20 protein-coding genes are annotated in these 23,622 nt (G+C 71.9%); 5 read left to right on the top strand and 15 right to left on the bottom strand.

The annotated features are described in order from the left end of the window. The first annotated feature begins 36 nt into the window (after positions 1 to 36). The 3 genes from Cph01nite_RS17265 to Cph01nite_RS17255 all read left to right on the top strand — a co-directional run bounded on the left by Cph01nite_RS17265 (position 37) and on the right by Cph01nite_RS17255 (position 3,967). On the top strand, positions 37 to 1,731 hold the full coding sequence (locus Cph01nite_RS17265; protein ID WP_203675974.1) for a glycoside hydrolase family 27 protein: 1,695 nt from the start codon (positions 37 to 39) through the stop codon (positions 1,729 to 1,731). Next, positions 1,728 to 3,533, top strand: coding sequence for a family 43 glycosylhydrolase (locus Cph01nite_RS17260; RefSeq protein ID WP_203675973.1), 1,806 nt, complete (start codon positions 1,728 to 1,730; stop codon positions 3,531 to 3,533). The genes Cph01nite_RS17265 and Cph01nite_RS17260 overlap by 4 nt, the downstream gene beginning before the upstream one ends. Positions 3,534 to 3,640: 107 nt before the next feature. Further along, positions 3,641 to 3,967, top strand: coding sequence for a carboxymuconolactone decarboxylase family protein (locus Cph01nite_RS17255; RefSeq protein ID WP_203675972.1), 327 nt, complete (start codon positions 3,641 to 3,643; stop codon positions 3,965 to 3,967). Here the strand turns inward: Cph01nite_RS17255 and Cph01nite_RS17250 are convergent. Next, positions 3,957 to 6,287 carry an eCIS core domain-containing protein gene (locus tag Cph01nite_RS17250; protein WP_203675971.1) on the bottom strand — a complete coding sequence of 777 codons (2,331 nt, stop codon included), beginning with the start codon at positions 6,285 to 6,287 and terminating at the stop codon, positions 3,957 to 3,959. The two genes, Cph01nite_RS17255 and Cph01nite_RS17250, sit on opposite strands and share 11 nt — an antisense overlap. Before the next feature lie 121 nt (positions 6,288 to 6,408). After that, complete coding sequence (locus Cph01nite_RS17245; protein ID WP_239069338.1) at positions 6,409 to 7,269, bottom strand: helix-turn-helix transcriptional regulator; 861 nt, start codon at positions 7,267 to 7,269, stop codon at positions 6,409 to 6,411. Positions 7,270 to 7,420: 151 nt separating this feature from the next. Between Cph01nite_RS17245 and Cph01nite_RS17240 the strand changes: the two genes are divergently transcribed. Beyond that, positions 7,421 to 8,275, top strand: a complete 855-nt coding sequence (locus Cph01nite_RS17240) for an SDR family oxidoreductase (RefSeq protein WP_203675969.1) — start codon at positions 7,421 to 7,423, stop codon at positions 8,273 to 8,275. A 110-nt stretch (positions 8,276 to 8,385) separates the two neighbouring features. On the opposite strand, the gene nrdF is transcribed toward Cph01nite_RS17240, so the two are convergent. The 13 genes from nrdF to Cph01nite_RS17175 all read right to left on the bottom strand — a co-directional run bounded on the left by nrdF (position 8,386) and on the right by Cph01nite_RS17175 (position 22,402). Next, positions 8,386 to 9,366, bottom strand: a complete 981-nt coding sequence (gene nrdF / locus Cph01nite_RS17235; protein WP_203675998.1) for a class 1b ribonucleoside-diphosphate reductase subunit beta — start codon at positions 9,364 to 9,366, stop codon at positions 8,386 to 8,388. A 51-nt stretch (positions 9,367 to 9,417) separates the two neighbouring features. Further along, positions 9,418 to 11,565: a class 1b ribonucleoside-diphosphate reductase subunit alpha gene (gene nrdE, locus Cph01nite_RS17230; protein WP_203675967.1), complete on the bottom strand. Its 2,148-nt coding sequence runs from the start codon at positions 11,563 to 11,565 to the stop codon at positions 9,418 to 9,420. After that, on the bottom strand, positions 11,535 to 11,951 hold the full coding sequence (gene nrdI, locus Cph01nite_RS17225) for a class Ib ribonucleoside-diphosphate reductase assembly flavoprotein NrdI (RefSeq protein WP_203675965.1): 417 nt from the start codon (positions 11,949 to 11,951) through the stop codon (positions 11,535 to 11,537). Before nrdI ends, nrdE begins: the two co-directional genes overlap by 31 nt. Before the next feature lie 201 nt (positions 11,952 to 12,152). Further along, positions 12,153 to 12,398, bottom strand: a complete 246-nt coding sequence (nrdH, locus tag Cph01nite_RS17220; RefSeq protein WP_203675963.1) for a glutaredoxin-like protein NrdH — start codon at positions 12,396 to 12,398, stop codon at positions 12,153 to 12,155. A gap of 485 nt (positions 12,399 to 12,883) precedes the next feature. After that, on the bottom strand, positions 12,884 to 13,120 hold the full coding sequence (locus tag Cph01nite_RS17215; protein ID WP_203675961.1) for a chemotaxis protein CheW: 237 nt from the start codon (positions 13,118 to 13,120) through the stop codon (positions 12,884 to 12,886). A 142-nt stretch (positions 13,121 to 13,262) separates the two neighbouring features. Beyond that, a complete protein-coding gene (locus tag Cph01nite_RS17210; RefSeq protein ID WP_203675959.1) occupies positions 13,263 to 15,116 on the bottom strand; it encodes an AAA family ATPase in 1,854 nt (617 codons plus the stop codon). A 179-nt stretch (positions 15,117 to 15,295) separates the two neighbouring features. Further along, the gene (locus Cph01nite_RS17205; protein ID WP_203675957.1) at positions 15,296 to 16,786 is read right to left on the bottom strand and encodes a hypothetical protein; all 1,491 of its coding nucleotides are present in this window, start codon (positions 16,784 to 16,786) and stop codon (positions 15,296 to 15,298) included. Positions 16,787 to 16,882: 96 nt separating this feature from the next. Continuing rightward, the gene (locus Cph01nite_RS17200; protein ID WP_203675955.1) at positions 16,883 to 17,299 is read right to left on the bottom strand and encodes a heat shock protein transcriptional repressor HspR; all 417 of its coding nucleotides are present in this window, start codon (positions 17,297 to 17,299) and stop codon (positions 16,883 to 16,885) included. 44 nt (positions 17,300 to 17,343) lie between these two features. Beyond that, complete coding sequence (locus tag Cph01nite_RS17195) at positions 17,344 to 18,327, bottom strand: DnaJ C-terminal domain-containing protein (protein WP_203675953.1); 984 nt, start codon at positions 18,325 to 18,327, stop codon at positions 17,344 to 17,346. A gap of 130 nt (positions 18,328 to 18,457) precedes the next feature. Beyond that, on the bottom strand, positions 18,458 to 19,090 hold the full coding sequence (locus tag Cph01nite_RS17190; protein WP_203675951.1) for a nucleotide exchange factor GrpE: 633 nt from the start codon (positions 19,088 to 19,090) through the stop codon (positions 18,458 to 18,460). Next, a complete protein-coding gene (dnaK, locus tag Cph01nite_RS17185) occupies positions 19,087 to 20,946 on the bottom strand; it encodes a molecular chaperone DnaK (RefSeq protein ID WP_203675950.1) in 1,860 nt (619 codons plus the stop codon). The genes Cph01nite_RS17190 and dnaK overlap by 4 nt, the downstream gene beginning before the upstream one ends. Positions 20,947 to 21,199: 253 nt before the next feature. Continuing rightward, positions 21,200 to 21,337, bottom strand: a complete 138-nt coding sequence (locus tag Cph01nite_RS17180) for a hypothetical protein (RefSeq protein ID WP_203675949.1) — start codon at positions 21,335 to 21,337, stop codon at positions 21,200 to 21,202. Between the two features lie 207 nt (positions 21,338 to 21,544). Next, entirely contained in the window at positions 21,545 to 22,402 is an 858-nt protein-coding gene (locus tag Cph01nite_RS17175) for a hypothetical protein (protein WP_203675948.1), read from the bottom strand. Positions 22,403 to 22,681: 279 nt separating this feature from the next. Here Cph01nite_RS17175 and Cph01nite_RS17170 point away from each other — a divergent pair. Next, positions 22,682 to 23,622: DUF5677 domain-containing protein (locus Cph01nite_RS17170; RefSeq protein ID WP_203675947.1), on the top strand; the 941-nt coding region annotated here is incomplete at its 3' end.

Here is a 23,622-nt window from a genome sequence, read left to right as displayed (position 1 = left end):
GCCCGCACGCGGGCCACGTCCGCCGAGGAGACCTCCGTGTCCCGCACCCGTCCGCGCTCCAGGTTCCGCACGCTCGCGCTCGCCCTGACCCTGCTCGTCACCCCGGCCGTCGGGCTCGTCGCGCCCGCCGGCCCGGCGGCCGCCGCCCCCGCACCCACCGTCGACGAGCCCGCCCCCCTGCCGCCGCTCGGCTGGAACAGCTGGAACACCTTCTACTGCAACATCAACGAGCAGATGATCCGGCAGTCCGCGGACGCGATGGTCAGCTCCGGCATGGCCGCGGCCGGCTACCAGTACGTCGTCGTCGACGACTGCTGGATGCAGGACACCCGCGACGCCGCCGGCAACCTGCGGGCGAACACCTCGCGCTTCCCGTCCGGCATGAAGGCCCTCGGCGACTACATCCACTCCAAGGGCCTGAAGTTCGGGATCTACCACGCACCGCGCGAGAAGACCTGCGACCAGTACTTCGGCAACCGGCCCGGCACGTCGTCCAACGGCTACGAGACGCGCGACGCCCAGCTGTTCGCGTCGTGGGGCGTCGACTACGTCAAGCACGACTGGTGCGACCCGCGCGGCACCGTGCAGGAGCAGGCGGCGCTGTTCAAGAAGTTCGGTGACGCCCTCAAGGCCACCGGGCGGCCCATCGTCTACTCGATCAACCCCAACAGCGCCCACACCAACACCGCACCCACGTACTCCGGCTGGGGCGCGTTCGCGGACATGTGGCGCACGTCGGAGGACCTCAAGGACGCCTGGTCCACGGGCTGCCCGCCGTCCGACCACTGGTGCTTCGTCGGCATCACCGAGGCCCTCGACATCATCGAGCCGATGCGGGAGTGGACGAGGCCGGGGCAGTACAACGACCCCGACATGCTCATGGTCGGCGTGCGCAACACGCTGACGCCCACGGAGAACCGCGCCCACATGAGCATGTGGGCGATGCTCTCGGCCCCGCTCATCGCGGGCAACGACATGCGGAACATGAGCGCCGACGTGCGCGCGGTCCTCACCAACCGCGAGGTGCTGGCCATCGACCAGGACCCCCTGGTGCGCCAGGCCGACCGCGTGCGGGACGACGGCGACGCCGAGGTGTGGGTCAAGCCCCTGGCCGACGGGTCGGCAGCCGTGGCGCTGCTCAACCGCGGCAACAGCGCGCGCACGATCTCCGCGACGCTCGCCGAGGCCGGGCTGCCCACGCGGACGTCGACGTTCCGCGACCTGTGGACCGGTGCGTCGGGTCAGACCGCGGACCGGCTGACCGCGAACGTGCCCGCGCACGGCGTGGTGCTCTACCGCGTGACCACCGGGGGCACCCCCGGCGAGCCCACGCCCACGCCGACACCCCAGCCGACGGGCGCGACGCTCGTCAGCGCCGCCTCCGGCCGGTGCCTCGACACCCCCAACAGCGCGACCGCCAACGGCACCCGCCCGACGATCTGGGACTGCCACGGCGGCGCCAACCAGCGCTGGGAGGCCACGAACGCGCAGCTGCGCGTGCTCGGCAAGTGCCTCGACGCCCCGCCGAGCGCCACCGCGGGCACCGCGGTGCAGCTCTGGGACTGCAACGGCGGCACCAACCAGCAGTGGACCCACCAGTCGGACGGCACCATCCGCGGCGTGCGCTCCGGGCTGTGCCTCGACGTCGACCGCAACCTCACCGCCAACGGGACCGGCGTGCTGCTGTGGCACTGCTCCGGCGCCGCCAACCAGCGCTGGACCCGGCGATGAGGCGCGGCGCGACGCGACGCGTGCTCGTCGCCGCCCTCGTCGCCGGGGCGCTGCTCGTCCCCGCGGCGCTCGCAGCGCCCGCCCGCGCGGACAACCCGATCGTGCAGACGATCTACACGGCCGACCCGGCGCCGCTCGTCCACGACGGTCGCCTGTACGTCTACACCACCCACGACGAGGACGGGTCGACCTGGTTCACCATGAGGGACTGGCGCGTCTTCTCGACGACCGACATGGTCAACTGGACCGACCACGGCTCCCCCATGAGCCTCGCGACGTTCTCGTGGGCACAGTCCGACGCCTGGGCCGGGCAGGTGGTCGAACGCGACGGGCGGTTCTACTTCTACGTGCCGGTCGTCAAGCGCGGCGGCGGCAACGCCATCGGCGTCGGGGTGTCCGACAGCCCCACGGGGCCGTTCCGCGACGCGATCGGCCGGCCGCTGGTCGACAACTCCGAGATCGACCCGAGCGTGATGATCGACGACGACGGCCAGGCGTACCTCTACTACGGCAACCCGAACCTGTGGGTGGCGCGGCTCAACCGCGACATGGTGTCGCTGGCCGGCAGCCCCACCCGGATCCCGCTGACGACCGCAGGCTTCGGCACCCGGCCGGGCAACGTCGCCAACCGGCCCACCCTCTACGAGGAGGGTCCGTGGGTTTACCAGCGCAACGGCATGTACTACAACGTGTTCGCCGCCGAGTGCTGCAGCGAGTTCATCGGCTACTCCACGGCGCCCGGCCCGACGGGCCCGTGGACGTACCGCGGCACGGTCATGCCCCGCCAGGGCAGCAGCTTCACCAACCACCCGGGCGTGATCGACTACCGCGGCCGGTCGTACTTCTTCTACCACAACGGTGCGCTGCCGGGCGGGGGCGGCTTCACGCGGTCGGTGGCCGTCGAGCAGTTCACGTACGGCGCCGACGGCTCGATCCCGACCATGAACATGACCACGGCCGGACCGCCGCAGATCGAGCCGCTGGACCCGTACGTCACGCAGCAGGCCGAGACCACGGCCTGGGCCAGCGGCGTCGAGACCGAGCGCGCCACGGAGGGCGGCCTCAACCTCGCCTTCATCAGCAACGGCGACTGGGTGCGGGTCAAGGGGGTCGCGTTCGGCGCCGGCGCAGCGACGTTCAGCGCGCGCGTCGCGTCGGCGACGAGCGGGGGTCGCATCGAGGTGCGGCTCGACAGCGCCACCGGTCCCCTGGTCGGCACGTGCACGGTGCCGGGCACGGGTGGGTGGCAGTCGTGGGCGACCACGACGTGCCCCGTCAGCGGCGCGACCGGCACCCGGGACCTGGTCCTGCGGTTCGCCGGCGGCACGGGTGAGCTGTTCAACGTGACCAGCTGGCAGTTCACGCGCGCCGGCGGCTCGACGCCCACGGACGTGCGCGTCGTCAACCGGGCCAGCGGCAAGGTCATGGACGTGCAGAGCCCCAACCGCGACGACCTCGCGGTGGTCGGGCAGTGGGCGAGCAACGGCCAGCCGTGGCAGCGCTGGCAGGTGACCGACGCCGGCGGCGGGTACGTGACGCTGCGCAGCGTGCACAGCGGCAGGTGCCTGGACGTCAGCGGCGCGTCCACCGCGGACGGGGGGCGACTCATCCAGTACACCTGCCACGGCGGGGCCAACCAGCAGTTCTCGTGGCGGTCGACCGGCGACGGCTACGAGCAGCTGGTCAACCGCGGCAGCGGCCGGTGCGTGGGCGTCGTCGGCGCCTCGACGGCGGACGGCGCCGCCCTGGAGCAGCGCACGTGCACGTCGGCGGCGACGTTCCAGTGGAGCCGCGCGTCCTGACCCGCACCCCGACGCCGCCGTCCCGCGGGGACCTTCGTCCGACCCCCGCGGGACGGCGGCGACCTACGGTCGACGGGGTCGGGTCGGCAGCACGGAGGGAGCGCACGATGAGCGTGTCCGAGGCGTTCGAGGCGTTCGCTCGGGAGACGCCCGCGCAGTTCGGGGCCTGGATGCGGGCCGTCGGGGAGCTCGGCGACGCCAGCGCGCTCGACGAGCGCACCCAGGAGATCGCCTACCTCGCGGTGCTGGCCGCCACCGGGCTGCACAGCGGCCTGGACTTCCACACGCGGCGGGCCCTCGAGCTCGGCGCCTCGCGTGCCGAGGTGCTGTCGGCCGTGCTCGTCGGGCTGCCCGCCGCCGGCAACCGGGTGACGTCGGCGCTGCCGCACGTGCTGGCCGCGTGCGCTGACGCGTCGGGCCCGCTCAGCGGCTGACCTGTTCCAGCCGGGACCGGGCGCCCTCCAGGTCGGCGCCGGCGAGGCCAGCGCGGGCCAGGGCCAGCGCCGCGGCGGCCGCTCGCTCCGCCGGGCGGGGCGTCGGCACGTCGAAGTACGTCGCCACGTCGTCGAGGATGCGGTCGTGGTCCTGCTGGTCCACGGCGGCGTGCAGGGCGTCGACGAACCGGAAGGCGGCCGCGGCGTACTCCGGGCGGCTGGAGACCTGGACGATCCAGTCGTCGTCGAGGTGCGCGTCCTCACCGGGGGTGCTCTCGACGGCGGCCCGCAGGTCCACGACCGCACCCAGGTCGACGGGCGGCGGCGCGCTGACCGGGTCGGCGGTCGCGAGGAACGTGTAGTGCGGCTCCAGCGTCAGCGGCTGCGAGACGTTCGCCTCGGCGCTGGATGCCAGCTCGACCCAGTTCTGCACCGCGAGGTACGCCTCCGGCGCCGCGGCCAGCGCGATGCCCGCGTCCCCGGGGTCGGTCGCGACGAGCGCCGCGTCGAGGTCGGACGACGACACCTGCATCTCGGCCAGGGGGTCCGGGGCCGCGTCGCCGCCGGACGACTGCGGCGGGGCGAGGTCCGCGGCCGCGGGGCCCAGCAGGTCGCTGGCCCAGGTGAACACGTCGACGACCGCACCGCCGACCGCCAGGGTCGTCTGGGGGTTGGTCACGACGTTGACGGTGCTGCGCGCGGTGCCCAGCAGGCCGAACTGCATGCCGGTGCCCAGCAGCATCCACCGCGCGCCCTGCTGGGACATGGTGACGCCGCCGCGCTCGGCCAGCGCACCGATCACCGTCACCGGCAGGTACGCGCGGCCGCCCGCGAGCCCCAGGCCCCCGGACCCCAGGGACAGCAGCCCCGACTCGGCCAGGCGCGCCGTGCTCAGGCCGCAGCTGCGGAACGAGAACCCGATGCCCGGCCCCCACGTGCGAGCCAGCATCTGGGCCTCGGCGAGGATGCGGGCGCTGGCCTCGGTGCCGCCGAGTACGTGGAAGGCGTTGATGCTGCGGGGCGCGAACGACTCCATCGACCGCACCGCCATGCTGCGCAGCGCACCGCCCGTGAGCCGGTACAGCTGGCCCTCGACCTGCACGAAGACGATGGCGTGGTTGCGTCGCCCGACGGTGGCGATCACGGCCTGCCCGGCCTCGAGGGCGGCACGCGCCTGGGCCTGCACCTCCGCCCGCGTGGCGACGGCGACCCCCTCGCGGCCGAGCGCCGCGAGCTCACCCGGCGCGGCCCGCGCGACGGCGGTGCGCCACAGGCCCAGGCTGCTGATCTTCATCGCCGCCGAGCCGAGCGCCCCGAGCGTGAGCACGTCGAGCGGCATCATCGCGACGTTGAGGTACCGCTCGACCGGGCTCTGCGCCTCCCAGATGCGTGACGCCGTGCCGCCCACGGGCACCCACAGCCACGCCGCCTCCGCCCAGGCACCCAGCGACGGGTCGGCGCTGCGCTCGGCGGCCCGCCGCTGGTTCTCCTCGTACGACGGTCCGTAGACCTCGGCGGCCACCGCGACGCCGCCACCGGCGACGAGGGCCGCGATCGCGAGGATCGCCAGCGGGGCGAGCATGCTGACGTCCTCGCCGCCCGCGACCCGGGGGGCGTGCGGCCGGCCGCTCAGCGCGGCGGCAGCGGCCGCGTCGGCGTCGCGCTCGACGTCCGAGCCGGGGCGGGCGGCCCGCAAGGACGTGTTGGTCGGCGGGGCGGTGCGCTGCGCGTGCTGGGCGACGTGCGCGAGCTCGTGCCCCAGCACCCGCGGGCTGGGTGTGCCGGCGAAGAGCATGTGGTGGTCGACCGTCATCGCCTCGACGCCGAACCCCGACGTCACCGCGCGGGCGGCCGGGCTGCCGACGTGCATGCGCGCCGCGGACAGGTCGCTCCCGAAGCTCTGCTCGTACGGGCGGCGCACGTCGCCGGGGACGGCGCTGCCCGCGCCGAGCAGACCCCAGCCGTCACCGACCCGCTCGGCCGCAGCGCGCACGGGGTGCACGTCGCCGGCGCCCGCCCCCAGGACGCGCCCGACGCCCCCGAGCCCGCTGAGGGCTGCGATGCCCTGGACGAGCCGGCGCCAGTCGCTCGCTCCGGTGCGCGCGCGGGCGGCGTCGACGTCGGCCAGGTCGATCGGCGGCAGCGCGCGCGGCGCGGTCGTGCCCACAGGAGGTCGGCTGTGAGAGTGGACGAGTCGCGCGGTGGCCGCGTTGCCCGCGGCACCGTCGAGCGGCCCGGACCCGAGGTGCCCCGGGCCGGGGCCGGGCCGGTGCGGTCGGGGCGCGAGCGCGCGGGCCGAGGGGGCACGGACGTGCTCCACGCCACCACCCCTTCCCGCGACAACGCCGGAGGACTCCCGACCACGGTAGCCCCGCGGACCGCGCCGGTCGACGGGGACGTCCACGCGCTTGGGACGGCGCGCCCGGCAGAGGTGCGGCGGCTCAGCCGGAGGTGGGGCGGGCCCGGGTCAGCGTCCAGCTGACCAGCAGGTCCAGCGCCGCCCGCGACGGCGACCCCGGCTCGGCCGTGAACAGGAACAGCGCCTGGTCCGGGTCGCCCGGCGTCGTCAGCGTCTCGTACTGCAGCGTCAGCTCCCCGACGACCGGGTGCCGGAAGTGCTTGTCACCGAACGTGCGCTGGTGCACGCGGTGCTCCTCCCACCAGCGCGCGAACTCCGGGCTGGTGATCGTGAGCGCACCCACGAGCCCCTGCGTCGCCGCGTCGTGCGGGTCGCGGCCCGCGTCGAGGCGCAGGTTCTCGACGACCGTGCGGGCCTGCGCGTCCCAGTCGACCAGGCGCTCGCGGGCCTGCGGGTCGAGGAACATCCACCGCGCGTAGTTGCGGTCCTTGGCCGGCATCGCGTCGAAGTCGGTGAGCAGCGCGCGGGCGAGCCGGTTGGTCGCCAGGACGTCGGTGCGGCGGCCGAGCAGCATCGCAGGGACGTCGTCGAGCGTGTCGATCAGCTGGTGCAGACCGCGGCGGGCGCTCTGCGCGCGGGTGGGTCGCGGGGTCGGGCGCGGGGACGCCCCGACGAGGTGGACGAGGTGCGCGCGCCCGGCCTCGTCGAGGTCGAGGGCCGTCGCGATCGCGTCCACGACACCCGCGGACGGCACGATGCGGCGTCCCTGCTCGAGGCGCGTGTAGTAGTCGGTCGACACGCGTGCGAGCAGCGCGACCTCCTCGCGGCGCAGACCCTTCACCCGCCGGACGCGTCCGTCGGCGGGCAGCCCGGCACGCTCGGGGTCGACCTGGCTGCGGGCGCGACGCAGGAAGTCGGCGAGCTCGCGGTTGACGTCGGCCACGGGTCGATCCTGCCGCAGCGGCGTCGCGGCGTGCCTGGCCCTGCGCGTCCTAGGCACGCGCGTCCTGGTCCTCGCCGGGCAGGTGGTGCGCCCCCACGGCGCCCGTCCGCGGACGACGCTGGACGCACCCCCTGATCGAGAGGAACCGACCATGAGCTACCCCACCGACCGTCCCGCCACCTGGTTCGTCACGGGCACGTCCCGCGGCCTCGGGCTGGCGCTGGTGCGCCACCTGCTGGAGCGCGGCGACCGCGTCGCCGCCACCACCCGCTCGACCGACCGCCTGCTCGCCGCCCTCGACGGCACCCCGACCGGCGACCTCCTCGCGCTCGAGGTGACGCTGAGCGACGAGGCGTCCGTCCGGGCCGCCGTCGCCGCGACCGTCGACCGGTTCGGCGGCGTCGACGTCGTCGTCAACAACGCCGGCTACGGCTACCTCGGCGCCGTCGAGGAGACCAGCGACGACGACGTGCGCCGCATGCTCGACGTCCAGGTCCACGGCACGTGGAACGTGCTGCGCACGGTGCTGCCGGTCATGCGCGCCGCCGGCTCGGGGCACGTCGTCACCATGTCGTCGATCCTCGGGCTGCTCGCGTTCCCCGGGTGGGGCCTGTACAGCGCGGCCAAGTTCGCCGTCGAGGGCCTGACCGAGGCGCTGGCCGCGGAGGTCGCCGACCACGGGATCCGCGTGAGCGTCGTCGAGCCCGGCTACTTCGACACGGACTTCCTGCGGGAGGGCTCCCTGGAGCTCACCGGTGACGCGGGCGACGCGTACCCGGCGATCCGGGCGATGGTCGAGGCGCACCTGGCGATGCCCGGCAGCCAGCCCGGCGACCCGGCACGTGCCGCCGCGGCGATCGTCACGGTCGTCGAGCGGGGCGACGGTCCGCTGCACCAGCAGCTCGGGTCGGATGCGTCCGCCATGGCCGCGGACCGCGCGACGGCCCTCGCGGCCGAGGTCGCGGCCGGCCGGGAGGTGGCGCTGTCGACCGACAAGACCGCCTGACGCCCCAGCCGGGTGGGTGACGAGACGGTCACCGACCGGGCGCGGGACGACGAGCGTGAGGGGCTGCCGCCGGAGACCGGCGGCAACCCCTCACGTGCTGTCTCGTGGACTCAGAAGTCCCAGTCGTCGTCCTCGGTGTTGACGGCCTTGCCGATGACGTACGAGGAGCCCGACCCGGAGAAGAAGTCGTGGTTCTCGTCGGCGTTGGGGCTCAGCGCCGACAGGATCGCTGGGTTGACGTCCGTCTCGTCGCGCGGGAACAGCGCCTCGTAGCCCAGGTTCATCAGGGCCTTGTTGGCGTTGTAGCGCAGGAACTTCTTGACGTCCTCGGTCAGGCCGAGCTCGTCGTAGAGGTCCTGCGTGTACTCCACCTCGTTGTCGTACAGCTCGAAGAGCAGGTTGAACGTGTACTCCTTGAGCTCGGCGCGCTCGGCCGGCGACACCCGCTCCAGGCCCTTCTGGAACTTGTAGCCGATGTAGTACCCGTGCACGGCCTCGTCGCGGATGATGAGGCGGATGAGGTCGGCCGTGTTGGTGAGCTTGGCGCGCGACGCCCAGTACATGGGCGCGTAGAAGCCCGAGTAGAACAGGAACGACTCGAGCATCGTCGAGGCGACCTTGCGCTTGAGCGGGTCGTCACCCCGGTAGTAGTCGAGGACGATCTCGGCCTTGCGCTGCAGGTTCGGGTTCTCCTCCGACCAGCGGAACGCCTCGTCGATCTCCTTGGTGGAGATGAGCGTCGAGAAGATCGACGAGTACGACTTGGCGTGCACCGACTCCATGAACGCGATGTTCGTGTAGACGGCCTCCTCGTGCGGGGTCAGCGCGTCGGGGATGAGGCTGACCGCGCCGACCGTGCCCTGGATGGTGTCCAGCAGCGTCAGGCCCGTGAAGACGCGGGTCGTCATCGTCTTCTCGGCCTCGGTGAGGGTCGCCCAGGACTGGATGTCGTTGGAGACCGGCACCTTCTCCGGCAGCCAGAAGTTGCCGACGAGGCGGTCCCAGACCTCGGCGTCCTTCTCGTCGACCAGCCGGTTCCAGTTGATCGCCGACACGCGGTCGACCAGCTTGATCTTGCCTGTGGGGCTCATCATGTCGTTCGTTCCTCAGTCTCGTCGGGGGCGTTCGCGCAGGTCAGGGCGTCACAGCATGCAGCTGACGCAGCCCTCCACCTCGGTGCCCTCGAGCGCCATCTGCCGCAGGCGGATGTAGTAGATGGTCTTGATGCCCTTCTTCCACGCGTAGATCTGCGCCCGGTTGAGGTCGCGCGTGGTGGCGGTGTCCTTGAAGAAGAGCGTGAGCGACAGGCCCTGGTCGACGTGCTGCGTCGCCTCGGCGTAGGTGTCGATGACCTTCTCGAACCCGATCTCGTACGCGTCGGCGTAGTACTCGAGGTTGTCGTTGGTCATGAAGGGCGCCGGGTAGTAGACGCGCCCGATCTTGCCCTCCTTGCGGATCTCGATCTTCGACGCGATCGGGTGGATCGAGCTCGTCGAGTGGTTGATGTAGGAGATCGAGCCCGTCGGCGGCACGGCCTGCAGGTTCTGGTTGTAGATGCCGTGCTCGGCCACCAGTGCGGCCAGCTCGCGCCAGTCGTCCTGCGTCGGGATGCGCACGCCGGCCTCGTCGAACAGGGCCTGCACGCGCGCCGTGCGCGGCTTCCACTCCTTCTCGACGTACTTGGTGAAGTACTCGCCGGTGGCGTACGTCGACTTCTCGAACCCGTAGAACTTTGCGCCGCGCTCCTGCGCCAGCAGGTTCGAGGCGCGGATCGCGTGGTACGCGACCGTGTAGAAGTAGATGTTCGTGAAGTCGAGGCCCTCGTCCGACCCGTAGTGGACGCGCTCGCGCGCCAGGTACCCGTGCAGGTTCATCTGCCCCAGGCCGATGGCGTGCCCGCCGGCGTTGGCCTTCTTGATCGACGGCACCGACTCGATGCTCGTCTGGTCCGAGACGGCCGTCAGCGCGCGGATCGCGGTCTCGACGGTCTTGCCCAGGTCCGGGGAGTCCATCGACAGCGCGATGTTCATCGAGCCCAGGTTGCAGGAGATGTCGCGCCCGACCTCGGCGTACGAGAGGTCCTCGTTGTACGTCGACGGCGTGGAGACCTGCAGGATCTCCGAGCACAGGTTCGAGTGCGTGATCTTGCCCTCGATCGGGTTGGCCCGGTTCACCGTGTCCTCGAACATGACGTACGGGTAGCCCGACTCGAACTGGATCTCCGCGAGGGTCTGGAAGAACTCGCGCGCGTTGATCTTGGTCTTGCGGATCCGGCTGTCGTCGACCATCTCGTAGTACTTCTCGCTGACGTTCACGTCGGCGAAGGGCACGCCGTACACGCGCTCGACGTCGTACGGGGAGAAGAGGTACATCGGCTCGTTCTTCTTCGCCAGCTCGAACGTGATGTCCGGGATGACGACGCCCAGCGACAGGGTCTTGATGCGGATCTTCTCGTCCGCGTTCTCGCGCTTGGTGTCGAGGAACCGGTAGATGTCCGGGTGGTGCGCGTGCAGGTACACCGCACCGGCTCCCTGGCGCGCGCCGAGCTGGTTGGCGTAGCTGAACGAGTCCTCGAGCAGCTTCATCACGGGGATGACACCGGAGGACTGGTTCTCGATGTGCTTGATGGGCGCGCCGTGCTCGCGGATGTTCGACAGCAGCAGCGCCACGCCGCCGCCGCGCTTGGAGAGCTGCAGCGCGGAGTTGATGCCGCGCGCGATGGACTCCATGTTGTCCTCGATGCGCAGCAGGAAGCAGGAGACGGGCTCGCCGCGCTGCGCCTTGCCGAGGTTGAGGAACGTCGGCGTCGCGGGCTGGAAGCGCCCCGAGACGATCTCGTCGACGAGGTTGGTGGCGAACTGCTGGTCGCCCTCGGCCAGGGACAGCGCCACCATGCACACCCGGTCCTCGAACCGCTCGAGGTACCGCTTGCCGTCGAAGGTCTTCAGCGTGTACGAGGTGTAGTACTTGAACGCGCCGAGGAACGTCTGGAACCGGAACTTCTTGGAGTACGCGTACTGGAAGAGCGACTTGATGAACGCGCGGTCGTACTGCGCGAGCACCGCCGGGTCGTAGTACTTGTTCTCGACCAGGTAGTCGAGCTTCTCGTCCAGGTCGTGGAAGAAGACCGTGTTCTGGTTGACGTGCTGCAGGAAGTACTCGCGCGCGGCCTGGCGGTCGGCGTCGAACTGGATCTTCCCGTCCGCGTCGTACAGGTTGAGCATCGCGTTGAGGGCGTGGTAGTCCAGCCCCGTCAGGTTCACGCGGGTATCTGCAACTGTCGCTGCCAAAATCTTCCCAATCCCTCGCGGACGCGGTTGACGTCCTCAGTTGTTCCCATGAGCTCGAAGGCGTACAGGTACGGCACGTGGCACTTGGCGGCCACGATGTCGCCGGCGATGCAGTACGCCTCACCGAAGTTCGTGTTGCCGGCCGCGATGACGCCGCGGATCAGCGCACGGTTGTCCTCGTCGTTGAGGAACTTGACGACCTGCCGCGGGACCGCGCCGCCCTCGTTGCCCCCGCCGTAGGTGGGGACGACGAGCACGTACGGCTCGCTGACGTGCAGGAACCCGTCGGTCGGGCGCAACGGGATGCGCTGCGCCGACAGCCCGAGCTTCTGGACGAAGCGGTGCGTGTTCTCCGACGCGGAGGAGAAGTAGACGAGCTGTGCCACGCCTGCCTCCTGTCGCGTCGTCGTCGTGCTGGGGCGACCGGGCCTCGGGCGCGCCGAGGGCCCGATCACCTGCCGGGTGCAGGTCGACCGGCACCGTCCGGTGCCGGTCGACCTGTTCTCGAGTGCCCGCCGGGCCGACGCGACGTGAGTCCTGCGTCGGCCCGGGGCGTACGGGGCGACGGACCGCGAGGTCCGCCGACGTCAGGCGACCTGCGTCGCCAGCTTGTCCGCGAGCGCCTTGATGCGGTCGGGGCGGTAGCCCGACCAGTTCTCGCCGCCGGCGACGACGACGGGCGCCTGCAGGTGCCCGAGCGACATCACGTAGTCACGCGCGTCGGCGTCCTCCGAGATGTCGACGACCGTGTAGTCGTGCCCGAGCTTGTCGAGGGCGCGGTACGTGGCCGTGCACTGCACGCATGCCGGCTTGCTGTACACCGTGATGGTCATGTCTCTGCTCCCCCGAGCTCGTGGTCTGGTGGTGCGACGATCGCGGCCGCGTCACCCGGGGGCCGGGGTCCTGCGTCGCCCTCGTCGACCTGCCGGACGGCCCTGGAGAGGCTGGTCCGACCTGCTGACGAGGGCCCGCACAACACCCGTGTACTTCGGGGCGAGCCGTCTGCGTAGACACTACACCTGGGGTCTGACAGTGCAAGTCACTACTAGGTGTTGTGTTACAGCCGTGTCGTTCTTCACCCTGTGGGCTCGCTCGCACACTACCTGTGGACACCGACAACGCCCTCTGACGTGCGACGACGCCCGACCGCCAGCCGACACGCCGAGCCCGCCCACACCGGTGTGCACAGGGCGCGGCAGGTCGTCCCCATGGCCGTCCACAGGGGCTTCGCGCGGGTTGTCCGCTATGTCACGTCGCGATGGCCGGCGGACCCGCGCCGGACGCGCCCCGTTGCGCGCCCGGCCCGGTGTCGGCGGCGTCAGATCGACGCGAGGGCGCGACCGACGGCCGCGAGCACGAGGAGGCTGCCGGCGGTCCAGCCGAGCACGGAGGCCAGCACGTAGCCGATGTACCGCAGACGCTGCGGCGCGGGGCCCTCGAAGTAGGGGGCGGGCGCCCAGCGGATGGTCTCGTTGAGGTGGCGCAGCCGGGTGCGCAGGGGGAGACGGGCGGGCACGGCGGACGTCCGGGGACGGTGCCAGGTGACGGCGGACATGGGGGAAACACGCTCCTGTAGGTGCGACGGGCATGAGGTGCCGGGGTCGCCGGCTCCTCGATCGTCTCACGATCTGGACGCTTGACCGGGGACCAAGGGCCCCTGGTCGTCCCCCACCCTCACCCGGTAGAGGGACGTGGCGTCACGCGATCCGCAGGTGGTCCCCCGGCGACACCGGGCGGACCCCGTCGGGCCGCGACGCGACCGCCTTCTCGAGCACCGACGTGATCTCCTCGCCCACCAGCTCGTGCCGCTCCAGCAGGGCGTCGCGCAGCGCCTCGACCAGGTCGCGGTTGCTCGCGAGCAGCCGGCGCACCGTGCCGCGCGCGCCGTCCAGCACGTCCTCCAGCTGCGCCCGCGCGGAGGAGTCCGCGATGACCGCGGACACCAGGTCGCGGTCCGTCGCCGCGAACGAGACCAGCGACCCCGTCATGCCGGCCGCGCCGACCATCTGCGCGGCGGTCCTCGTCGCCGCCGCGAGGTCGGACGCCGGGCCCGTGGTCGTCTGACCGAAGAACAGCTCCTCGGCGACCCAGCCGCCCATGGCGATCTGCACGAGCGCGCGCAGGTCGTACTGCGTGTGCGTGTAGACCTCCTCGCAGTCGCCGTGCGCGAGCAGGCCCAGCGCGGAGCCGCGCTTGACGATCGTCAGGACCTCGAGGGTGCGGTTGGGCGCGACCAGCCACGCGGTGACGGCGTGCCCGGCCTCGTGCGTCGCGATGAGGGTCCGCTCGGTCTGCGTGTACGTCACGGGGTGCCCCAGGCCGACCAGCTCGGTGATGCGTGCCTGCTCGACGTCGACGAACCGCATCCCGTCGTCGCCGCGGCGCAGCGCGTTGACCAGGGCCTCGTCGAGCAGGTGCTCGACCATCACGGGGGTCCAGCCGCTGGTGGCGGCGGCGACGCGGTCACGGGCGGCGGGCTCGTCGAGCTCGGGGTGGTGGGACCGCCGAGCGAGGAAGTGGTCGACGAGCGCCCGCCGCCCGTGCGCGTCCGGCGGGTTGAACGTGAGCCGCCGGTCGAAGCGACCCGGCCGCAGCAGGGCCGGGTCGAGGTGGTCCGCCCGGTTGGTGGCGGCGATGAGCAGGATCGGCGCCCGCGTGGGGCGACGCAGCCGGATCTGCCGGTGCGCCGGCAGCAGCAGGTTCACCGCGGCGACGAGCCGGTTGTAGACCTTGTCGGAGCCGACGGGCTCGTCGAACGACTGCATCTGCACCAGCAGCTCGTTGACGACCCCGCCCGTCCCCTCGGAGACCATCGCGTTGCGCACCACGCCCGCGCCCTGCCCGGCCATCACCGCCGACAGCGAGGGCAGCCCGACGAACGCGGCCGTGGCGCTCGCGCCGAGCATCCCGCCGCGGCGCAGCGCGATCGCGTCGATCTCCTCGATGAACCCGATCGCACCGCCCTCCTTGCGGGCAGCGGCACGCAGCGCCTTGAAGTACGAGCGGATCTTGCGGGCCGTCGCGCCGTAGTACATCGACTGGAAGCTGGTCGCCGAGACGAACAGGAACGGCACACCCGCCTCCGCAGCCATGGCCTTGGCGGTGAGGGTCTTGCCGGTCCCCGGAGGACCCTCGAACAGGATGCCGCGGCGCGGCGTGCCGCCCATCTGCGCGGCGAACCGGCGGTGCGTCTGGAACAGGTCGATCGAGCGGCGCACGTCGTCGACGATCGGGTCGATGCCGACCACGTCGTCGAGCGTGACGTCGACCTGCTCCGGCCGGTACGTCACGTGCGGGGAGCGACCGGCGCCCACCTGCGTGCCCGCCAGCAGGACGATCAGGGCGACGAAGAACAGCACGGGCGCGACCACGAGCGGGTCCACGTCGGGCAGCACGACCAGCGGGCGTCCCGTCAGCGCCGCCCCCACCACGTACCCCTCGAGGGCGAGCACGACCAGGCACAGCCGGATCACGCGTCGACGACGCACCCGCTCCCGGTCGACGGCGATGTCGTGGGAGCCCAGCAGGGGTCGTGCGGGGGCGTCGGTCACGGGCAGACCCCTTCGTCAGGCGACGACCGCGCGCGAGCCCGGCCGCCGCATCCGCGGTGGTTCCGCCATCGTGGTCCGGATTGTCCGATTCGGACAACCACTTCGCCCCGCTGTCACCCGTCCGGCCCATCCGCCGCCCCGCCACCCGGGCGGGACGCGGAGCGCCGGACGCCCCAGCCCTACGGACCCGAGGACCCCGGGACCGCGAAGTAGCCGGTGACGTCGAGCACGACGCCCGAGGTCCCGCGGCCACCGGTCACCATGGCGTGCGACCCGCTGCCCGAGCGCAGGAGGACGGCGGTCCCGATGTCGGCTCCCGGGCGGGCGTTCGCGTTGCTGGTGCCCGGCTGCGGGTACCGCTGGTCCCAGACGGTCACGTACGTGTGCTCCGTGGTCCCGTAGGTGGTGAGGTTCAGCAGCAGCGCGACCGGGAACTTGCTGATCTCGATGTCGGGGTTGCTGATGACGAAGTTCGCCCCGAACCCCATCGGCTGGTCGGCCCGCTTGGGGTTGATCGGGTAGTACGCGGCGCCGCCACCCTGCACCAGCCAGCCGATGACGTCGACGACCACGTGGGTGGAGCCCTGGTCGTTGTGCAGGGCGATGGCCCCGCCGTCGCCGAGCGGGACGACCGCCAGGTTGGCGATGTCGTCCCCGCGGTACGCGTTGAGGGTGCTCGTCCGGGGGCCGTTCGGGTCGCCGGCAGGGAACGCCGAGATGAAGGACGTCACCGCAGACGCCTCCGTGGACGTCACCGTGACCGCCGCCGCCACGGCGCCCGCGGGCGGTGCGAGGGGCAGGGTCCGCGTCTCACCGGTACCCAGCGCGCTGCTCTGCCGGGTGTCCAGCGCCCGGGTCGGCGCGACGGTCACCAGGCCGGCGCCCGCGGACGTCGCGTAGTACCCCGCGAGGTCGGCGACGAGGTGGGTGGTGCCGGCGTTGTTGTAGAGCGTGACCTGCGGCTGCGTGCGCCCGCTGACCCGTGGGGGCACGATCCGGGCCGTGACGAGGTTGGCGACGTCGCGCCCGGCGACGGTGTTGACCGAGCTCTGCGTCGGCGTGGAGCGCAGGCCCTCGTCGACGAACGAGACGAACGACGTCGGCGAGGAGCCCTCGGTCGCCGTCAGGTTGAGGACGACGGCCGTGGTGTCGGCCGGGAGCCCCGCGAGCGGGAACGTCCGGGACGCACCCGGGCCGACCGGCCCCGCGCCGCCGGACCGCGTGTCGATGACGCGCCGCGGCTGCACCGGGACGAACCAGCCCGGGGGCGTGAACAGCACGTCCTGCCCCGCGACCTCGCCGGGTGCGCGCAGGGAGAACGGCTGGGCGTGCGCGACGTCCGTCGCGTTGCGGCCGTAGTGCGTCGAGTACACCAGCTCGTTGCCGCCGGCCGCGGCCACGACCGCGTCGCCGTCCCGGCAGTCGAGCGGGATGCTGTACCGGCCGGACGCGTCCGACCAGGCGTGGTGGGGCGAGTTGAAGTAGCCCGAGCCGTCCGCCCCGACGATCCACGCGTAGCCGCGAGCCACCGGTGCACCGCTGATCGCGTCCGTCAGGGTCCCGGTCACCGTGACGACGCAGGCCGCCGTCGCGGGCCCGGCGGCCGACGTACCGCCCACCACCGCGAGCAGTGCCGCGAGCGTCATGGTCCACAGTCGTCGCGCTCTCACGGTCCACCTCGTCGTCGGCCCCCACGCCCACGGCGACGCCGGGACGACCGTGAGGCTACCGCGGCGCCGGGCGTCCGCGGGGGCCGTCCGCGCATCTCAGCGCAACGGGCGCCAGAGCACGACGGCCGCGCGTTCGGCACTGGTCGTCGACCTGCGGGTGCGACCGGCCGCACGGTTGACCGCGACCACGTCGCCGCGAGGGTCGGCCGTGAAGACCCGTCGCCCGGGGTCGACGAACGCCCGCAGGTACTCGACCTGCCGCTTGAGGCCCTCGACCTCCGCCTCGAGCTCGAGGATCCGCTTGATGCCGGCGAGGTTGACGCCCTCGTCCTGGGACAGCCGCTGCACCTCGCGCAGGGTCGCGATGTCGCGCAGGGAGTACCGCCGCCCGCGGCCGCGCGTGCGGGCGGGACGGACCAGGCCGAGGCGGTCGTACTGCCGCAGGGTCTGCGGGTGCATGCCCGCGAGCTGCGCGGCGACGGAGATCACGTAGACCTTCGCGTCCTCGTCCATCGGCCCTCCCGCCCTTCTCGCCTCCTGCGGTCCTCCCCGGTGCGTCAGCGCCGCGCCTGCGCCATGAGGTCGGCGCGCACGTCGTCACCGGACGTCGCGATGCCGAAGGCCTGCACGGCCTCCTTGGCCGCGGCCGTCAGCTTCTGGGGGACCACGACCTGCACGCTCACGAGCAGGTCACCGGTGCCCTTGGACGTGGCGACGCCGCGGCCCTTGACGCGCAGCGTGCGTCCCGACGGCGTCCCGGCCGGGACCTTGACGCGCACCGTGGACCCGTCGAGCGCCGGGACGTCGATCGTCGCGCCGAGCGCGGCCTCGTCGAACGCGACCGGGACGGTCACGCGCAGGTTCGTGCCGTCGAGCGTGAACACCGGGTGCGGCTCGACGTGCACGGTGATGACGAGGTCGCCGTCGGGCGCTCCGGGGTCGCCGGGGCGTCCCTTGCCGCGCAGCCGGATCTTCTGCCCGTCGCGCACCCCGGCGGGGATGCGGGCGTTGACGGTGCGGCCCTCGACCGACAGCGAGATGGTCGAGCCCTCGACCGCGGTGCGGAACGGCAGCGTCGTCGTGGCCGACAGGTCCGCGCCGGGCTGCGGGCCGCGCCCGCCGAACCCGGGCCCGCCGCCACCGAAGAGCCCGCCGAGGAGGTCCTCGAAACCCGCTCCCCCGGCGCCGCCGGTCGAGTAGCGCACCCGCCCGCCCGGGCCGTTGGCGCCGCCGAACATGCCGCCGAACACGTCCTCGAAGCCCGCGGTGCCGCCACCGTGGCCGCCCGCGGTGAAGCGGGCGCCGCCGGCCATGGCGCGCAGCTGGTCGTACTGCTGGCGCTGCTCGGGGTCCGAGAGCACGGCGTACGCCTCGCCGATGTCCTTGAACCGCGCCTCCGCGCCCGCGTCACCCGGGTTCTGGTCCGGGTGCAGCTGGCGCGCGAGCTTGCGGTACGCCTTCTTGATGGTGGCCGCGTCGGCGTCCTTGGCGACGCCGAGCACGGCGTAGAAGTCCTTCTCCAGCCAGTCCTGTCCGGTCACGGCGCCTCCCTCCGGTCTGTCGTGCTGTGCGTGTCCGTGGTCCTGCTCCCCACACTCCGGGTGCCGCAGGGGCGGCGGCCGGTGCCCGGCCGCCGCCCGCGTGCGTGCGTGGTGCTGATGATGCTGGTCCTCAGCCCTCCGGGTCCACGACCGCGACGCGCGCGGCCCGCAGGATCCGGTCGGTGGTGCGGTACCCGGGCTGCAGGACCTCGCGGACGGTGGGCTCGGTGACGTCGGCCGAGTGGGCGTGCATGAGCGCCTCGTGCACGGCCGGGTCGAACGGCTCCCCGGCCTCGCCGTACCGCTCGACGCCGAGCCGCTGCAGGGTGGCCTCGAGCTTCTCCGCGATGGACGCGAACGGCCCGGTGAGGTCGCCGTGCTTGCGGGCCAGCTCGATGTCGTCGAGCACCGGGATGAGCGCCTCGCCGACGGTCGCGACCCCGCGGTCGTGGGCGGCCAGGGTCTCCGCCTTGGACCGCTTCACGTACGCGTTGTACTGCTGCTCGAGGTTGTAGTGCGCCGCCTGGGCGCGCTGCAGCTCGTCGAGCCGGTCGGCCGCGAGCTTCTCGGCCGCGACGAGCGCCTCGGAGGACGGGTCGTCCGCCACGCCGGCGACGGCCTCGGCCGCCTCGGCCAGGACGGCCTCCTCCGGGGTGGGCTCGCGCAGCTGCCCGGTCTCGGGGTCGATGCGGCGCTTGTCCGTGACCCGGGGGGCGTCCTCGGGGTCGGGGGCACCCGACCCCGAGGTGCGGTCCTCGGTCACTTCTTGTCGTCCTCGTCGTCGACGATCTCGGCGTCGACGACGTCCTCGTCCGAGGCCGTCGAGCCGGCGTCGCCCGCGGGGGCGTCGTCGGCCGGCGCCGCCTGCTGGTTGGCGTACAGCGCCTCGCCGATCTTCTGGCTCGCCGTGAGCAGGGCCGCGTGCTTGGCCTTGACCTCGTCGACGTCCGTGCCCTCGAGCGCCGTCTTGAGCTCGGTGACGGCGCCGCCGACCTCGCCCTTCACGTCGTCCGTGAGCTTGTCGCCGTTGTCGGCCAGCAGCTTCTCCGTCTGGTAGACGAGCTGCTCCGCGGTGTTGCGGGTCTCGGCCTCCTCGCGGCGCTTCTTGTCCTCCGCCGCGTGCTCCTCGGCGTCCTTCACCATGCGGTCGATGTCCTCCTTGGGGAGGGCCGAGCCGCCGGTGATCGTCATCGACTGCTCCTTGCCCGTGCCGCGGTCCTTGGCGGACACGTGCACGATGCCGTTGGCGTCGATGTCGAACGTGACCTCGATCTGCGGCATGCCGCGCGGGGCCGGGGCGATGCCGGTGAGCTCGAACGTGCCCAACGGCTTGTTGTCGCGGGCGAACTCGCGCTCACCCTGGAACACCTGGATGAGGACGGACGGCTGGTTGTCCTCGGCGGTGGAGAAGATCTCCGAGCGCTTGGTGGGGATGGCCGTGTTGCGCTCGATGAGCTTGGTCATCACCCCGCCCTTGGTCTCGATGCCGAGGGACAGCGGGGTCACGTCGATGAGCAGGACGTCCTTGCGGTCGCCCTTCATGACGCCGGCCTGCAGCGCGGCGCCGACGGCCACGACCTCGTCCGGGTTGACGCCCTTGTTGGGCTCCTTGCCGCCGGTGAGCTCGGTGACGATCTCGGAGACCGCGGGCATGCGGGTCGAGCCGCCGACGAGGACCACGTGGTCGATGTCGCTCAGCGAGATGCCCGCGTCGCGGATGACCTGGTGGAACGGGGCCTTCACGCGGTCGAGCAGCGACTGCGTCATCTGCTGGAACTGCGCGCGCGTCAGCTTGGTGTCCAGGTGGATGGGGCCGTTCTCGCTCATCGAGAGGTACTGCAGCGAGATGTTGGTGCTCGTCGCGGACGACAGCTCCTTCTTGGCCTGCTCCGCCGCCTCGCGCAGACGCTGCAGCGCGATCTTGTCCTTCGACAGGTCGACGCCCGTGGTGTTCTTCACCTCGGTGACCAGGTGCGCCACGATCGCGGCGTCCCAGTCGTCACCGCCGAGGCGGTTGTCACCGGCCGTCGCGCGGACCTCGATGGTCGAGAAGCCGTCGTCGTCCTTGCCGACCTCCAGCAGGGACACGTCGAACGTGCCGCCACCCAGGTCGAAGACGAGGATGTTCTCGTCCTCCTTGCCGCGCTCCAGCCCGTAGGCGAGCGCCGCGGCCGTCGGCTCGTTGATGATGCGCAGGACGTTGAGGCCCGCGACCGTGCCGGCGTCCTTGGTGGCCTGGCGCTCGGCGTCGTTGAAGTACGCGGGGACCGTGATGACGGCATCCGTCACCGGCTCGCCCAGGTACGCCTCGGCGTCCCGCTTGAGCTTGCCGAGGATGCGGGCGCTGATCTCCTGCGGCGTGTACTTCTTGTCGTCGACCGAGGTCGACCAGTCCGTGCCCATGTGGCGCTTGACCGAGGAGATGGTGCGGTCGACGTTGGTGACGGCCTGCCGCTTGGCGACCTCACCGACGAGCACCTCGCCCGTCTTGGAGAAGGCGACCACGGACGGAGTCGTGCGCGACCCCTCCGCGTTCGCGATGACCGTGGGCTCGCCGCCCTCGAGGGTGGCGACGACGGAGTTGGTGGTGCCGAGGTCGATGCCGACTGCTCGTGCCATGGGTGTGCCTTCTTCCTGGAGCGTGCCGCTCCGACTGCTGTCATCCGGGACGTCTTGAGTCCGCCGGGCTCAAGTCTGCGACGGGTGGTGGGGTGTCGACAAGTCGAGGCGGCGGAGGTTGAGTCTGATGGGCTCAACTCTGGGGATCAGAGGTTTGTTCCCGGGTGTCACCGATCGGTGCAGCAGCCCCCCTCTCCCGCACCGGCGTCGGCGGCGGCGCAAGGCCGTCGACGCCGGTGGGTGTGCAGTGCGTTCAGCCGAGCTGCTGAAGCAGCTCGTACACGAGCCAGGTCACCGCGCTCCTGAGGCCTGCGCTGACCAGCTGGAAGCCCAGCCGGCGCACCTCCTCAGTGGTCGGGCGGCGCCGTGGTGTACGAGTCTCGACGTCCATAGGCGTCTTCTCCTCGGTCAGGACGACGACCCTTTGGAGGACTCTCCCGCCGCATGTGTGCCGTGGCCGGGGGTACCGTGGACTTGTTCACTGTCACCGGTGCGTGACTCCTTCCGTGTGGTCGTGCAAGCGGCCAGACGCGGGTGTCGCGCCTGGTGTGCACCGATGGCAGGGGTTGCCGCCCCTGCCATCGGGGTCTCGTGGTGCCTATGCCGGTGGTGCGGCAGCCGTTGTCGCACCCGCGGCAGCCTTGCGCGCGGCTTTGCGGTTCTTCGCCTGAGCCTCGTCTCGCGCGGCCTTGGAGTAGGGGCTCGCCAACGCTCGGTGAACGCGTGGCACGAGTCCCTTCGGGGTCCGCATCTTTCGGTCGCGGACCCACTGCGTGTGCGTCAGGAGGAGCTGCTCCTTGGAGAGCTCGAGGTAACCCCGCTCGGCCGTGCGCTCGCTGATTCCGTACCACTCCGCCATGCGCTCGAGCGCGATCTGATAGGTCTGCTCCTGGGTCGTCTCGTGCAGGGCGACGAGGAACATCGCGAGGCCGGGGAGCTTGAGTCGGTCCGCCAGCCCGGAGGTCCAGAAGACATCGGGAATGACCAAGTAGCCCGGGCCTACCTCGGCATCCTTGCCAGACGCGCGTTCGAACGGACGCCCGGAGCCGTCCTCGAGCAGCGGAGTGATCCGCACGCCGTTGCCGACGGGCGCGCGCTCCACGAGCTTGAGGTTCACCAGGCTGTTGAAGGCGCGTGAGACAGCCTCCGTCGAAGGAGGGTGCGCCGACGTGCCTCCGACGAGCTTGGCCCAGGTGCCCAGCGGCCACGGCTCGAGGACCGGCTCGAGCGCATGCACGAGCAGGAAGGTGCGCAGCGGCAGCACAGCGCGCGCGCGGACCATCTTGCCAAGCAGCGAGGGTCGCTCGGACTCGGTGTTCTGCCTCTGCACGAACACCTTGCGCAGCGGAGCGACCGTGCGCAGCGCGTCCGCCAGCCGATCCGCACGTAGAGCGGCGCCGTCGCCGCTCTCGTGCTGGATGTGCGCGAAGACGTCGCGCTCGGTGTCGTTGTTCATGGCGCCCACTCTAGACCGCTAGGCGGGCGCGCAGGGGCAGCCCAGCGCGGGAGGCGCCGCACGCCAGGTGCCAATATGGGAGGTCATGGGATGCCGAGTGGCAGGCCAAATGGGAGACCCCTGGTAGGCCGATGCAGAGGGTAGAGGGGTGAGCGCGCCTGGCGTCGACCAAGGCCCGCCACTGCCTCACCGGGGCCGCAGATCGGGAACCTGTTCCCAGCACTTCAGGCAGCCGTGCTGTACGCGCGGTACGCGTGGTACGCGTGGGAGATTCGAGCCATGGAGGACTCAGACGACGTGCTGATCGACTTCGCCACGCCAGCGATGGCGATCACGCAAGCCCTGGCCGACAGGCTTGAGAACCGGAGCACCGGCGACGATGCCCTGTTCGAGCGCGACCTCGAGGTTGCAGCGAACGATCTCGCCCAGCAGATCCATGCGAGTGCGTCAGGCTTCGCCCTGCGGGCGGAGGAAGAACGGCGCGAGCACCGCGACGACGTCCTTCACCAGTGGGGCCCGGCGCTCGACCTGTACGTCGCCTTCATCTCGATCGCTGAGTCGTGCCTGATCGCGACGTTCGCGCGCCGCGAGGAGGAGGCGCGCGAGGCCGGCGTTGATCCCGACCCTCGGCTGCGCGTCCTCGCGGGGATGCAGGCCCGCATGTGCCGGGTCGCCCTGGCGGTGCAGGACCTGCTCCTCGGCGGGCTGCCCGCAGCAGCTCTCGCCTCCAGTCGGACGGCCCACGAACTGGCTGTCTACTCCACCGTGATCGGAAGCCACGGGGCGCCCGACGGTGAGCATCCGACACTCGCGGCGCGGTTCGACGCCTACGGCCAGATCGAGCGGCTCAAGGACGCGCGGGCGCACCTCGAGATCGATCCGACCGCCTTCAGTGAGGAGGACATGGCACGCTTCGCCGCTGAACGAGACACCGCGGTCGCCGAGCACGGCCCGGACCTGAAGGGGAAGTACGGGTGGGCGACCGTCCTGTTCGACCGGACGCATATAGAGTTCCCCCACCTCGAGCGGCTGGCGACCCTGCAGCGCATGCGGTCGCACTACCGCTGGGCCAACCACGAGGTGCACGCCACCTCACGCAGCCTCCTCATGAACGCAGCGATCACCCCTGACCGCATCCGGTACCGGACCGGGCGATCCACCGCCGGCCTCGCCGAGCCGGCAAGCGCGACACTCACCTCAGTGCTCCACGGTCTGGTCGC

The organism is Cellulomonas phragmiteti, from assembly GCF_016862775.1.
In the GTDB taxonomy this organism is placed as follows: Bacteria; Actinomycetota; Actinomycetes; order Actinomycetales; family Cellulomonadaceae; genus Cellulomonas; species Cellulomonas phragmiteti.
This window is presented reverse-complemented; position numbering and strand designations above follow the sequence as displayed.